Here is a 14368-nt window from a genome sequence, read left to right on the forward strand (position 1 = left end):
TTTTAAATTTGATTTAAATTTTAGAAATATTGAAAGCTTTAAAAATATTAAGTTTCGGATTGTTAATGGTTGTTGGATTTTCAAACGCTCAACAATCGACAGTGTTAATGCGCGGTAAAGAAATAAAAACTTTTGCAAAACTTCCTAATGTTGGTGCTGTGGCTCCTAATTTTGAACTGACAGATGACAAAATGGAAAGCAAAAGTCTTGAGAGTTACAAAGGAAAATATTTAATCCTAAATATTTTTCCGAGTGTTGATACAGGCGTTTGCTCGATGTCAGTAAGAAAGTTTAATGAGATGGCAGCTGATCTTCCAAATACGTCGGTGTTATGTATTTCTAAAGATTTGCCCTTTGCGCAAAAGCGTTTTTGTGGTGCAGAAGGTATTAAAAATGTTGTAATGTTGTCAGATTTTAGAACAGATTTTGGGAAACGTTATGGCGTCGAAATGATGGACGGCGCGTCACGAGGATTGCTAAGTCGAGCGGTAGTTGTTATTGATCCGCAAGGCAAAATCGTGTACGAAGAACAAGTCGCAGACATTAGCCAAGAACCTCACTATGATAAAGCTTTAGCAGCAATTAAAAAATAAAAAAACAGTCTCAAAATTTTGAGACTGTTTTTTGTTTAAAAAAGATTGTATTTATTTCAGTTTTTTCAAACCCAAAGCAAGCATGATTTGGAAAACACCAATCATAATAAATGAAATAGCTGTGTAGTACACAATTGTTAAACCTCCAAAAACAGGATTTGCAATCATTAGTATCGCGAATAATAATCCCAAAATACTAAAAATCATCACAGTCGCCCAAGATTTAATCCCAACTTTTTTTAATGCTAAAGACGATCCAATACCCATAATCGAACGAAACAAAATCGTAATCCCAACATATAACGGCAATATTGTCGCACTCAAAGCAGGCGAAGAGATTAGCATAATCCCTAAAATTAAATCAACAATACCTCCAGCTAGGGACCATCCCCAGTTGGGATATTGTCTGTTGCTAAAAGCGTTTACAACTTCCATGATACCTGTAACAAAAAAGATAGCTGCAAATAACATCGATAATGTTAAATAAGAAGCAAGCGGTGTACGGAAAATATATATTCCACTAATGATAAAGATAATCCCTGTAATTAACGGAAGATACCAGTACTTGTAGGGATTTGTGTAGTTTTGACTCATTGTAATAATTTTTTTGAATACCAATAACTTGCAAAATATATACCTTATCCGACTTTCATGATATTTATTATGCGATACGTTATATTTAAAATTTTGTCATTTTATTAAATTTTTATTAAACGAAATCGAGAAGCTTTAGTTTTATCTTTATTTAATAAAGCATTAACATATTTTTGAAATTAAAGACAGTAATTTTATAATTCACAAATCACACAAAAATGGATACATTATAACAACTTAAAGAAGAATTAAAAAACGAGTACGAAACAACTTAAGCATTTTTGATCGTTTTCCTGAGAATAAAAATGATTACGCACCGCACGAGAAAAGTATGAAATTAATGCCGTTAGCATCACATATTGCTGAGGTTTTTGCGTGGCCAAATTTATTCTTAACACATCAGAGTTAGACTTTGGAAAAGGCGATTATCAACCAGTTAAGATCTCAACAAAAGCCGAACTTCAGCAAAAGTTAGAAGACGATTACAATGCTGGAATTGCAAGTCTAGAAGCGGCGACAGAAGATCAACTAGAACCGAATTGGGCTATAAAAAATAATGGCGAAACGATGATGGAATGGACAAAGTACTGTGCCATCCGACATGCGCTGAATCAAGCGACGCATCACAGAGCGCAACTAGGCGTCTATTATCGATTAAATGATATTCCATTACCACCAAGCTACGGACCATCTGCGGATACAAAGTATTAAAGATAAAAAAGGCTATTTCAAATCTGAATTAGCCTTTTTTATTTTAAATTATTTCTTTTTCGAGGTGATTACAATGACGCCATCTTTTGCTTTTTCGCCATATTTATTTTTCGCTTTTTCATCTTTGAGGACTTCGATTTTTTCTATATTACTAGGTTTTAGATCTTTAACTTTTTTCTCATCAACGATAATTCCGTCCAAAACATAGATTGGGTTGGCTTTGTCTTTATTAGGGTAAGCCGCAATTTTCCCAAGGCGGAAAGGCTTTCTAATCGTATCTTTTTTCGGAGGAATATAAGCCATTTTGCCCATTACACGAACATTGTTAGTGTCTTTGTTAGCACTAATATGTGTCACTTTTCCTTTCGTCGTTTGTTGATTTTCTTTTTGTTGAGCATTGATACTTACAATTCCAGCGGAGGTCAAAATAACACCTAATGCAAATTTTGAAAATAATGAATTAATAAAAGAATATTCTAAATTTCTATTCATTTGAGAATGGTTCGCAACGACGCAGATGTCGGTGTTAGATTGTAATTCATTTAGAATTTGATCATCAGACATTGTGGTAAGATCAGTAACATTTTTACTGCAAATACCACAATATTTTCCCTTTTCGGCGGGTGTCATTTGATCCCAATTTTCGTGACATGGTTTTGGAATGGAGATTTTCATAATTTAATATTTAAAACTTAGAGTTTTATTCTTTTTAAAAGTTAAATTAAATAAACGACTTTTTTAATATTAAATAATATTTTCAGTACCAACTTGTTTTCTAATTAAATAAGGTGAAAATAAATAAAAAAAAGCTATCAAATTTGATAGCCTTTTTTATTGAAGTTTAGAACTTTTGTTGTTTAATAATATTTTTAAAAAAAAATTAAAGTAAACTATCATCCACCAAATTCGGCAGCGTAACTTTCAAATTTGGTTCGGCTTCCATGGCACGTTTGATGGCAAAAATAGCACCTTCATTTCTTGCCCAACTTCTTCTGGAAATTCCGTTGTTCACGTCCCAGAAAAGCATTGATTTCAATCGTCTGTCTGCATCATCGCTTCCATCCAATAACATTCCGAAACCACCATTAATCACTTCTCCCCAACCAACGCCACCACCGTTGTGGATAGAAACCCAAGTTGCTCCTCGGAAACTATCGCCAATCACATTGTGAATCGCCATATCCGCTGTAAATCTTGAACCGTCATAGATATTAGAAGTCTCACGGTAAGGAGAATCCGTTCCCGAAACATCGTGATGGTCTCTTCCTAAAACTACTGCTCCGATTTCTCCGTTGGCAATGGCTTTATTGAAGGCTTCTGCGATTTTCATTCTTCCTTCCGCATCGGCATATAAAATTCTCGCCTGTGAACCAACCACCAATTTATTTTCTTGAGCGCCTTTTATCCATTGGATATTATCTTTCATTTGTTGCTGAATTTCAGCAGGAGAATTCTGAATCATCTCTTCTAAAACTGCACAAGCAATATCATCTGTTTTTTGTAAATCTTCCGGTTTTCCACTTGTACAAACCCAGCGGAACGGTCCAAAACCATAATCGAAACACATTGGCCCCATTATATCTTGAACATAGCTTGGATATTTGAATTCCCTTCCCAAACTTGGCGTTGCAGACATCACATCTGCTCCTGCACGCGACGCTTCCAATAAAAAGGCATTTCCATAATCGAAAAAATAGGTTCCTTTTTCTGTATGTTTGTTAATTTCTGCAGCGTGTCTTCTCAAGGTTTCCTGAACTTTTTCTTTGAATAATTCTGGATTTTCAGCCATCATCGTATTGGATTCTTCAAAAGAAATTCCAGCTGGATAATAACCACCTGCCCAAGGATTATGCAAAGACGTTTGGTCGGAACCGATATCGATTTTCAAACCAGCATCCTCAAATTTTTCCCAAACATCAACGATATTTCCAAGGTAAGCCAAAGAAACGGTTTCTTGATTTTCTTGAGCTTTTCTCACTCTTTCAATCAATTCATCCATATTTTCATGGATTTCATTCACCCATTTTTGGTCGTGACGAATTTTCGTGATTTTAGGATTCACCTCAGCACAAACCGTTACACAACCTGCGATATTTCCTGCCTTTGGCTGTGCTCCTGACATTCCACCCAATCCAGAAGTCACAAACAAGCCTCCTTTTGGTGATTTATTGATTTTTCTAAAAGCATTCAGAACCGTTATCGTCGTTCCATGTACAATTCCTTGTGGACCGATGTACATATAACTTCCTGCCGTCATTTGTCCGTATTGCGTAACACCCAAAGCATTGAATTTCTCCCAATCATCAGGTTTTGAATAATTTGGAATCATCATTCCATTAGTTACAACAACTCTCGGAGCGTCTTTGTGAGAAGGGAAAAGCCCCATCGGATGCCCAGAATACATCACCAAAGTTTGCTCGTCCGTCATTTCCGACAAATATTGCATCGTCAAAAGATATTGCGCCCAATTGGAAAAAACCGCACCATTTCCGCCATAGGTAATCAATTCGTGAGGATGTTGCGCCACGGCATAATCCAAATTATTCTGAATCATCAACATAATCGCCGCAGCTTGTTGAGATTTCGCCGGATAATCGTTTATCGGACGGGCTTTCATTTCATAATCCGGACGAAAACGATACATATAAATTCTTCCAAAATCCTCTAATTCTTTCTTGAATTCAGGGATTAAAGTGGCATGAAATTGAGGATTGAAATAACGCAACGCATTTTGTAAAGCCAATTTCTTTTCCTCGTCGGTTAAGATTTCTTTACGCTTTGGAGCGTGATTGATATTGGGTTCGTAAGCTTTTGGTTGAGGAAGTTCCGTAGGAATCCCTTGTTTTATTTGTTCTTGAAATGTCATTATTTAATTTGAAATTTGAGATTTGAAATTCAAAATTGGTTTTAAAGATATTCAAAATTGAAAATATAAAGCAAGAAAATTGACCTGATTAAAGGAGAATTTCATATTACAACGTTACAAAATCACTTCAAAAAAAATTATCTTTGCACTCGAAAAGGGTGAATCGTGTGTAACTCACGAGCTGTCGCGCAACCGTGATGCTTTTGCAAAGCCGGATCCCCGAAAACTTTCGCGATTTGAAGTAAGAATCTCATAGATTTTTATTCATTTCAATTGTTAAACTTTTAATTCTAAAAAAAGAAATGAATTACGACGACAAAATTAAAGCGTCTGAAACCCACGTTTTTAAAGTTGTTTTCCCAAACACAACCAACCATCACAACACCATGTTCGGCGGAAAAGTTATGGAAATGATGGACGAAGTTGCCTTTATGACAGCAACCCGATTTGCCAGAAAATCTTTTGTAACAGTGAGTTGTGACCGAATCGATTTTAAAAAACCTATACCAGCAGACACTTTAGTAGAGCTGATAGGAAAAGTAAAATATGTTGGGAACTCGAGCCTAAAAGTTAACATCGAAATCTTTATCGAAGAAATGTACGCCGATACGCGTGAGAAAGCCGTTTCGGGAGATTTTACTTTGGTAGCGATTGACGAGAATAAAAAACCACAACGTATTTTCGAATAAAATAAAAGGCTCTCAAAATTTGAGAGCCTTTTTGTTGCTTTTAAACCTAAGAATTCATTAAAGACTCGATTTCGTCGGCTTCGATAGGGATGTTTTTCATAAAATTTTTCGGATTTCCTGAAGCTTGAATCTCGTAATCGTCTTCAAGTCGCACGCCAAAACCTTCCTCTGGAATGTAGAATCCAGGTTCGTTGGTAAAGACCATTCCTGCCACGAAATCATCTGACAAAAGACCATAGTCGTGCGTGTCAAGGCCCATGTGGTGGGATGTCCCGTGCATCATGTATTTTTTGTAAGCTGGCCATTTTGGATCCTCATTTTGGACATCAACTTTATCAATTAATCCCAAATCTAACAAAGTAGAAGTGTAGACTTCGCCCATTTCTTTATGGAATTTATGCCAATTATTTCCAGCAATCAAACGATCTTCAGCCTCTTTTTTACAATTAAGAACCGCATTGTAGATTTGTTTTTGGCGAGGTGTATATTTTCCATTTACGGGGATTGTACGAGTTAAGTCCGATGAATAATTCGCATATTCTGCACCGACATCTAATAGGATAAGATCACCATCTTTCAGTTGCATATTGTTAGAAATATAATGCAAAACATTCGCATTGTTTCCGCTTGCGATAATGGGTGTGTAAGCAAATCCACGACTTCTATTTTTTATAAATTCGTGCGCCAATTCAGCTTCGATTTCATACTCCCAAACGCCAGGTTTTACAAAGCCGAGAAGTCTGCGAATTCCTTTTTCTGTAATGTCACAAGCATGTTGAATCAAAGCAATTTCCTCAGGTTCTTTGATACTTCTTAAACGCTGCAAAATAGGATTACTGCGCAAAATTATATGAAGTGGATATTGTTTTTTTACAAATTCGATGAAGCGATCTTCACGCGTTTGTGTCTCTACAGCCGCGCGATAATGTTCATTTTTATTTAAATAAATATTTTCTGCTTCAGCCATCAAATCATAAAATACTTTTTCGAATTCTGACAACCACATTACGGTTTTAATTCCAGATACTTCCGTTGCATCTTCTTTGCTCAATTTTTCACCTTCCCAAACGGCGATATGATCGTTAGTTTCTCTAACAAATAGAATTTCGCGATACTCTTCTTTGTAAGCATTCGGAAAAATTAACAAAATACTTTCTTCTTGGTCAACACCCGAAAGATAAAAAATGTCGCGGTGTTGCTGAAAAGCTAGTGTAGAATCGGCGCTGATAGGATAAATGTCGTTAGAATTAAAAATCGCTATAGAATTTGGCTTCATTTGAGTGACAAATTTTTTGCGATTTTTGATGAACAAAGTATTAGGAATTCTGTCGTATTTTGTAGTCATGTTCTATTTTTATTTTCAGTATTAAATTTAAAATTGCTTTCAAAATTACAAATAATAATATGGTTTTAATCGTTTTTAATTCAATAAAAATGTCGAAATTATTAAAAGTTAGTTTTAAAGTTAAGTTAATCTAACATTTTGTATCTTTGATGTATGAATTCCTTAACAGAAGAAAATTATTTGAAAGCCTTATATCATCTAATGAGTGATGAACACGAGGTTTCTGTAAATGATCTTAGCAAACGTTTGCAAATTAAAATGCCATCTGTGAACAGTATGATTAAAAAATTTGCAGAGAAAAATTGGGTGATTTACGAATCTTATAAACCAATCCGTGTTACCGAATCGGGTAGGAAAGAGGCTGCGCTCATCGTGAGAAAACATCGTCTAACAGAAATGTTTTTGGTGGAAAAAATGGGATTTGGTTGGGAGAATGTTCACGAAATTGCAGAGCAACTAGAACATATACATTCTGATGCTTTTTTTGATAAAATGGATGAAATCCTAAGTCACCCAAAAGTTGATCCTCATGGTGAACCAATTCCTGATAAAGATGGTGTTGTCGTACAACCAGAGCTTAAAAAGTTAAGTCAATGCAAAGAGAACGAAAATGTTGTTTTTGCTTCTGTCACAACATCTTCCGACGATTTTCTTAATTATCTTAATAAACGGAATATCCAATTAGGAACCGAAATGAAAGTTATAAGTATCGAAAATTTTGACCAATCGATGCTCATCGAAATTGATGGTAAACAGGAAGTTTTTAGTAAGTTAGTTTGCGAAAAACTTTTAGTAAAATAAATAATGATAAGCCTTTTAAAATTTGAAAGGCTTTTTTTGTTTGATACTTTTACCTTTTATATAAAATTGGTTTTTTTGATTAAAATTTGTATTATAGAATAGAAATAATAAAAAAAAGTATTCCTAAAAATGCAAAACGAACCTAATGTTATTTAGCTAGAAAGAGTTGTTTATGACAATACACATTGGGTGATGATAGCTTTTGATATTATGATCGTCTATTTTTTACTCTGCTTTTTAATGACTAGAAAATGGAAAAAAGATATTATCATACCATAATTTTCTTTGCCTAAAAATATGACGCCTGCTGAAATGGCTTATTTAATTTATGGTGACTTCAGAACAGGAATGTTGTCGACTTTGATCATTAATTTGGCGGTTAAAAAGTACATTAAAATTCGAAAATCAAAAGTTAATATCACGTATCAATTAGAAGTTTTGAAAGAACCTGACAATAATTTGTCTCTTGACGAAGCGCAGCTTGTTAGAAATTTATTTGCTCAGGATTCTAAGATTATCATTAATGGTGATAAAATGAAAACATCAATTCGGCTTGTGATAATCTGTCAAATTCTCTACGAAATCAATATCGAAAGACCATTCGAAGAGGTTTTCGTGGACGATTATTTTTGATGTTTAGCGCATCGGATTATTAGCTTTTTGTATTTCGGATTGACGATTTATTTTTACTTCAAAGGCAGTTATCGGGAAGTTCTTGACCTGATTCATAATATCGGATTTTATATTTTTTGGCTTGTTGTATTTTTGCTTTTTCAACAGATGAAAATCTTATTGCTACGACGATTCACTATGCCATTGTGAAAAACGTTGCTGACATTTTTAAATAAAAAAAACCTACTCAGAAAGTAGGTTTTAGATATATTTTGCAAATATTTAATCAAACAAATCTTTAACTTTTTCAAAGAAAGATTTTTCTTTTCCAGTTGGTTCTGCAGCCATTTCGTTATTATCTATTTGACTTTGGAAAAATGCTTTTTGTTCTTTAGTTAGCTTTTGAGGCGTCCATACATTGATGTGTACAAACATATCGCCTTTGCCACCATAGCCTTCAATATTTGGAAGACCTTTACCAGCAAGTCTCAAAATTTTTCCAGACTGCGTGCCTTCTTCAACTTTGATTTTTACTTTTCCACCAACGACATTGATTTCTTTAGAAGTTCCTAAAGCTGCTTCCGCAAAAGAAATAAACAATTCTTGGTGAAGATTGTCGCCTTCGCGTTTGATCAATTTGTCAACTTCTTCCTCAACCACAACATACAGGTCGCCCGCTGCACCACCAAAAGGCGCTTCGTTACCTTTTCCTCTTACATTAAGTTGAATGCCGTCTCTCGCTCCAGCTGGGATGTTGATCGTGATTTCTTCCTCAGTTTTAACCAAACCTTGTGCATTAGCGCCAGCAGGAATTTTATCAGCAACTTTTCCGATCCCATTACAAGTTCCACAATTAGCCTGAGTTTGCATCTGTCCGAACATGGTGTTCATCACTTTAATCTGCACGCCAGAACCTTGACAAGTAGGACAAGTTTTTGAAGTTACACCTTCTGCCAACTTCATTTTCTTAACTTTAACCGTCTTCTGCGTACCATTCACCATTTCTTCTAGGTTAAGTTTGATACGGATTCTAAGGTTAGTTCCTCTAGTTTGTTGTTGACGACCGCCACCAAAGCCACCGCCGAAATGTCCACCAAAAATATCTCCAAATTGGCTGAAAATATCTTCCATGTTCATGCCGCCACCGAAGCCTCCGCCAAATCCGCCACCTGCAGCGCCACCAAGACCTGCGTGACCATATTGGTCATAACGCGCACGCTTGTTGTCATCACTTAGGACTTCATAAGCTTCTGCAGCTTCTTTGAATTTTTCCTCAGCTTCTGCGTTGCCAGGATTTTTGTCAGGGTGATATTTGATCGCTTGTTTACGATAAGCTTTCTTAATTTCTTCGGAAGTTGCAGATTTCGTAACTTCTAATATCTCGTAATAGTCTCTTTTTGCCATTGTCTTAAATTCTAAAATGCTTTATATATAAGCGATTTTAAGCTCCTGTTACCACTTTTGTGAAACGAATAACTTTGTCATGAAGTTGGTAACCTTTCTCGATGACGTCAACAATTTTTCCTTTTAATTCAGGTGTTGGTGCTGGGATTTGCGTAATTGCTTCATGAAAATCTACGTTAAAGTCGTCGCCAGGATTAACTTCAATTGGTTTAAGGCCTTTTTCCATTAATTTTCCTTTGAATTTTTGATAAATCAATTCTACGCCTTTAATATCGTCTTCGTTGCCAGTTTTAGCAATTTCTTTAAGTGCTCTTTCGAAGTCGTCAAGGATTGCTAACATCGAGATCATAATGTCTTGGTTAGCATACATAAAGAATTCGTTCTTTTCTTTTGCAGTTCTTCTTTTGTAATTTTCGAATTCTGCATAAAGACGAAGGTAACGGTCTTTTTCTTCTGCCAATAATTCCTCAGAAGTCTTTTCGGCTGTCACATTGTCAGTCGTGTTTTCTTCTGTGTTGGTTTGTTCGTCAGTCGTTAAATGTTCGTTTTCCTCGTGTATATCTTTGTTATCTTCCATAATGTTATGTATTTCTTTGTCAGATTACACAAAGAAACTGCCAAAACGGAATTTTAGACATTTAGTCCGATTTTTTTTTGATATCGTTAAGAATCCATTCGAGTTGAAGATCTTTGCCTTGGTTGACATTATAGAAATCGGCATCAACTTCCACATCGGGCATTACGCCACGTTTTTGCCCAAGAGGTTCGATGTTAGGTTGGATGAAAAGTAAACCGATTGGTAGATTAAGTTTAGAATTGGTTAGTTCAATCGTATTATTGAAACCAGCAACAGTACCATCATTAGCGCCGCCAGTCTCTTCGCCAACGATAATGGCGCGTTTGTCGTGTTTTAATTTTGCTGAAATAACAGAGGATGCAGAAAAGCTTGAACCATTTACTAAAACATAAATTTTCCCTTGGAAAGCATCTTTTTTGGACTTACTTTCCTTAGCAGCAGATTCTTTAAAAATAGCTTTACCTTCTTTATTTTTTCCTGATAAAAAACGATTGCCAGCGATAAAAAACGGATAAGCTGGCGCTGAAATTATTTTGCTGGTTGTTGGTAAATTGTAAAAATAATTACGATGTATCGCAGCATTTTCAAAAGTCATTTCTGGCATTTTTACCAAAGTATAGTTCTCAGTTGTTAGGTAAGAATACAGATTGTTGATTTCGTCCAAAGAACCACCAAGATTATTTCTAATATCAAGAATTAAATATTTTGATTTAGCTTCCTTTATTTTTTTGAAAGTTTTTTTATAAAATTTTGAAGAACCTGTATCCGAGAAAGTTTTTATTTTCATGTAAGCGACAGAGCTATCTGCGACTGCAAAACGCATACTTCGGTTGAAAGAATTGGTTCTCGCATCAAAATCATAGATTTTTTTTATCTCTTTACTAGGCGTGTATTTTTGTTTTTTAATTTCCTCTTTATCAACTCTTTTTAAGGCAAAATCACTAATCTGATTTTTGAATTTTATCTTTAAATTAGCTTCACTCAAAAGACCATATTCTGCAGTGTAATAATTAAAAAAAGCCTCGCTCAACGCATATTTGTAATAGGTTTGGTTGTAAGCATCCGAAGTCATAACACTTCGATATTTTTTGATTAAATCTTTAACTTTTACACCATTTATTTCTAAAATTTCGGTGCCAGGAAGAAGCTTCTTTTCAGAATCAACCTTTGGTTTATAAACGATCATTTTCTCATCCGAAATGCGATAGGTATATTGACCAAAAAGTGGCGTTTTTTTATCGAAAACTTTTGTTTCTGCCTTTGTATATTGTTTTTGTGGAATGCGAAGTCGGAGATGACCTTCTCGGATTTGGGCGATAACTGGCGCGAGTTTAAAATAAAATTCTTGCTTATTTAACGGTTCCGAAATCGTGTTTTTAAGGCTGTCAAATTTCTTTTCTAAATCTTTTTCAGAAATGTACCAATAAAGTTCGGGGTGAAATCGTTTAAGAGAAACATAGGTTTGGTCAATATCGTCTTGTAGTTGCTGGATAGGGATTTTTTTTTCGAATTCGGCATTAGCTTTTTTAACAGATTGACAACCTATTATTAAAAAACAAAAAACGAATAAATAAAGTCTTGTCATCGAATATAAATCTTTCCGAAATCAAATGTAATGTTTTTATTGAAAAGTTTTTAAAAACTATTTATGAATGATAATTAATTAAAATTAAATTATCTTGCTAACCCATTATGGTATTGATTTTGTCATGACTAAAAAAGCTAAATAAGAACCAAAATTATGATTAAACAAATTTTGACCACAATGATGATTGCAGCAGGTACGACACTTGCGTTTGCACAAATGAAAAATGTAGGAAGCTTTACAAAACTTAAAGTTTTTGATCAGATTAATGTAGAACTAATCCCTGGCGACGAGTATAAAGCCGATATTTCTGGAAAAAATGCTAGTAATGTAGAATTTGTAAATAGCGGCAATGAGTTAAAAGTTAGAATGGTCACTTCTAAAGTGATGCAAGGTGATGCAACGAAAATTATCTTGTATTACAAAAACCTTGGAAGCATCCAAGCGAGCCAAGGCTCTATTATTTCATCGACTTCTCCAATTACGTCTTCTAATCTAAGTTTAATATCAAATGAAGGTTCGGTGATTGATGTTCTTGCAAACTCCACAGCTATTACTTCTAAAGTGAACACTGGAGGTTTAATAAAAATTGCTGGTGAAACTACCACACAAGATGTTGTTGTTAACGCTGGCGGAAAATATGAAGGTGCTGATATGAAGTCCGAAAATACTTCGGTGACTGTTAATGCTGGCGGTGAAGCTAATGTTTTTGCAAGTCAAGATGTTACGACAACGACTCGTGCAGGTGGAATTATCAATGTATATGGTAATCCAGAAAATCGAAACGAGAAAAAAGTTATCGGTGGAAAAGTGAATTATAAATAATTCAATAATAATCGATTATAAAAAAAGCTATTCAGTTGTGAATAGCTTTTTTATTTTATTGTTCTCCATTATTTGTGTTCGTAGAAAAGCTTGCAAATGCTATGCCACAGAAATAAATTGAGATTTATTAAGACTCGAAGAATGTCATCAAATCCATATAATTTTTTTGATTAACACCATGTCCACTCATATATTCTCTAAAACTGAAGTAGCAACTTAAATCGTAAAGCAATTCTGCAGCTTTTCGTCCCCAATCAATCGGGATAACAGCGTCATCTGTCCCATGAGAAACAAAAAATCTTAATTGCTCTAGTTTTTTCTTATCCTTAACAATGTTTGTTAAAAGCTTTTCTTCTGGATAACTGCTAAGACATGCAATTTTATTAAATAATTGAGGAAAACGTAATGCCATCGCGTAACTCAAAATTCCGCCTTGACTGAAGCCACAAAGATGCGTGGGGTTATCGACCAAGCCGTATTGGTTGCTGATTTTCATGATAGCTTCCATTATTCCAGAAATTGCAGCTTCCGCTTGTTCCACATCCACATATTTTTCGGGATTTGTAAGATCGATGTCATACCAAGCATAACCACCATAAGGCGTGTCTTTTGGCGCTCGAAAGCTTACAACTAACCAATCTTTGGGAAGCGTTGGTACAAAGCTAAAAAGGTCTTCTTCGTTGCTTCCATAGCCATGTATTAAAACTAAAAGTGGTGTAGAAGAAGTAATATTTTCGGGTTCTCTAAGAAGGTATTTTAAATCCATAAAGCAAAGATACTTTTTTAGTTTTTAAAGAAGCAAAAATCCTAAATGACGAATTGTCTTATAAATAATTAATGTTGAATAGCATAGGCTTTCTTTCTTTCTTTCTTTCTTTCTTTCTTTCTTTTTTCGCTTTCTTTTCAAGTTTTTTCAAAGCTTTTTTCTTTTTTTCGCAGCATATTCTATTTTATACTTAATAAAACCGTAAATAGATAGAACGAGAAAAAATCCTAAACCTGTACAAATTACTGCACCGCCAAAGCTCGTGTACCTTTTGCCTAAGATAAAATAATCGTAACCAATATTTAGGAATAGATAGATTAAAACAAAAAATGCAATGGGAAAAACAATGTAAGCGAAAATTATAAGCAATAAATTGGAAGACTCTTCGAAACCTCCAGTTTTTGCAAAAGTGTAAAAGATAAAGTAAAACATAAACATAAAAGCTAGTGTCACAATGTTCATGACAAATGCAAATGTTTTGATAGGTGTTTCTTGCATCCTAACTTTGTTATCTTCAACAATAACTTTTATGACGCTCCCGACTGGTTTCTGATTAATTTTACTGAAAGAAACATCTCCTTTGGCTTGTCTAATATTTCCGTTTTTATCGCGATATTCTAAAGTTGGTTTATAGTAAGTATTAGTGCTTGTTCCTCTGCCGATATTTCTTCGATTTGAGTCTTGCGAAGTACTTGTAAAAGTGTCGTAATTACCAATAGTTGCGGTTTGTTTATTAGGATTTAGTTCGTCTTTAATTGTGGTATAAAAACTTCCAAAAATTCCGAAGAACAACACAGCAACAAAATAAGAAGCAACGCCACCAACAATTCCTCCAAAAATACGTTGAAACATTGGTCGATGACTTTGATAAGAGAACCATGTCCCAGCAATACATAAAGCTGCCAGAACTGTAAATATCTGTATGAAAATGTTGTCACTGTCCTCGAAAGAAAGCGAAAATGGATGCATAATTGTGTTTGTCCAACGAATATTAAGATTT

At 34.7% G+C, this 14368-nt stretch carries 15 protein-coding genes; 6 read left to right on the forward strand and 9 right to left on the reverse strand.

The genetic code is table 11. The features are described from left to right. Positions 1 to 65: 65 nt before the first annotated feature. A complete protein-coding gene (gene tpx, locus RT037_RS03125; protein WP_409529540.1) occupies positions 66 to 593 on the forward strand; it encodes a thiol peroxidase in 528 nt (175 codons plus the stop codon). A 51-nt stretch (positions 594 to 644) separates the two neighbouring features. On the opposite strand, the gene RT037_RS03130 is transcribed toward tpx, so the two are convergent. Beyond that, entirely contained in the window at positions 645 to 1187 is a 543-nt protein-coding gene (locus RT037_RS03130) for an HdeD family acid-resistance protein (RefSeq protein WP_312322333.1), read from the reverse strand. A gap of 375 nt (positions 1188 to 1562) precedes the next feature. Between RT037_RS03130 and RT037_RS03135 the strand changes: the two genes are divergently transcribed. Further along, positions 1563 to 1898, forward strand: coding sequence for a hypothetical protein (locus RT037_RS03135; protein WP_313028087.1), 336 nt, complete (start codon positions 1563 to 1565; stop codon positions 1896 to 1898). 48 nt (positions 1899 to 1946) lie between these two features. Here RT037_RS03135 and RT037_RS03140 read toward each other — a convergent pair whose 3' ends face one another. Both RT037_RS03140 and RT037_RS03145 read right to left on the reverse strand, forming a co-directional pair. Then, on the reverse strand, positions 1947 to 2573 hold the full coding sequence (locus tag RT037_RS03140; protein ID WP_312322329.1) for a hypothetical protein: 627 nt from the start codon (positions 2571 to 2573) through the stop codon (positions 1947 to 1949). 205 nt (positions 2574 to 2778) lie between these two features. Then, the gene (locus RT037_RS03145) at positions 2779 to 4764 is read right to left on the reverse strand and encodes a urocanate hydratase (RefSeq protein WP_313028089.1); all 1986 of its coding nucleotides are present in this window, start codon (positions 4762 to 4764) and stop codon (positions 2779 to 2781) included. A gap of 302 nt (positions 4765 to 5066) precedes the next feature. Between RT037_RS03145 and RT037_RS03150 the strand changes: the two genes are divergently transcribed. Beyond that, positions 5067 to 5453: an acyl-CoA thioesterase gene (locus RT037_RS03150; RefSeq protein ID WP_312322323.1), complete on the forward strand. Its 387-nt coding sequence runs from the start codon at positions 5067 to 5069 to the stop codon at positions 5451 to 5453. Positions 5454 to 5499: 46 nt separating this feature from the next. Here RT037_RS03150 and RT037_RS03155 read toward each other — a convergent pair whose 3' ends face one another. Continuing rightward, complete coding sequence (locus RT037_RS03155) at positions 5500 to 6798, reverse strand: Xaa-Pro aminopeptidase (protein ID WP_313028091.1); 1299 nt, start codon at positions 6796 to 6798, stop codon at positions 5500 to 5502. A gap of 153 nt (positions 6799 to 6951) precedes the next feature. On the opposite strand from RT037_RS03155, the gene RT037_RS03160 reads away from it, so the two are divergent. Both RT037_RS03160 and RT037_RS03165 read left to right on the forward strand, forming a co-directional pair. Next, positions 6952 to 7599, forward strand: coding sequence for a metal-dependent transcriptional regulator (locus RT037_RS03160; RefSeq protein WP_312323715.1), 648 nt, complete (start codon positions 6952 to 6954; stop codon positions 7597 to 7599). A gap of 297 nt (positions 7600 to 7896) precedes the next feature. Further along, positions 7897 to 8232: a DUF2207 domain-containing protein gene (locus RT037_RS03165; protein ID WP_312323714.1), complete on the forward strand. Its 336-nt coding sequence runs from the start codon at positions 7897 to 7899 to the stop codon at positions 8230 to 8232. Positions 8233 to 8493: 261 nt separating this feature from the next. Here the strand turns inward: RT037_RS03165 and dnaJ are convergent, their stop codons facing one another. The 3 genes from dnaJ to RT037_RS03180 form a co-directional block, all read right to left on the reverse strand. After that, positions 8494 to 9615 (reverse strand): molecular chaperone DnaJ, encoded by a 1122-nt coding sequence (dnaJ, locus tag RT037_RS03170; RefSeq protein WP_313028093.1) that lies wholly within the window; start codon positions 9613 to 9615, stop codon positions 8494 to 8496. A 37-nt stretch (positions 9616 to 9652) separates the two neighbouring features. Next, positions 9653 to 10192 carry a nucleotide exchange factor GrpE gene (locus RT037_RS03175; protein WP_079665615.1) on the reverse strand — a complete coding sequence of 180 codons (540 nt, stop codon included), beginning with the start codon at positions 10190 to 10192 and terminating at the stop codon, positions 9653 to 9655. 61 nt (positions 10193 to 10253) lie between these two features. Next, positions 10254 to 11777: a S41 family peptidase gene (locus RT037_RS03180; RefSeq protein WP_313028095.1), complete on the reverse strand. Its 1524-nt coding sequence runs from the start codon at positions 11775 to 11777 to the stop codon at positions 10254 to 10256. Between the two features lie 156 nt (positions 11778 to 11933). Between RT037_RS03180 and RT037_RS03185 the strand changes: the two genes are divergently transcribed. Continuing rightward, complete coding sequence (locus tag RT037_RS03185; protein ID WP_313028097.1) at positions 11934 to 12602, forward strand: head GIN domain-containing protein; 669 nt, start codon at positions 11934 to 11936, stop codon at positions 12600 to 12602. A gap of 127 nt (positions 12603 to 12729) precedes the next feature. Here RT037_RS03185 and RT037_RS03190 read toward each other — a convergent pair whose 3' ends face one another. Next, positions 12730 to 13368, reverse strand: a complete 639-nt coding sequence (locus tag RT037_RS03190) for an alpha/beta hydrolase-fold protein (protein WP_312324648.1) — start codon at positions 13366 to 13368, stop codon at positions 12730 to 12732. A 147-nt stretch (positions 13369 to 13515) separates the two neighbouring features. Beyond that, complete coding sequence (locus RT037_RS03195) at positions 13516 to 14337, reverse strand: hypothetical protein (protein ID WP_313028099.1); 822 nt, start codon at positions 14335 to 14337, stop codon at positions 13516 to 13518. Between the last annotated feature and the right edge of the window lie 31 nt (positions 14338 to 14368).

Source organism: Soonwooa sp., assembly GCF_032062245.1.
Taxonomy (GTDB): Bacteria; Bacteroidota; Bacteroidia; order Flavobacteriales; family Weeksellaceae; genus Soonwooa.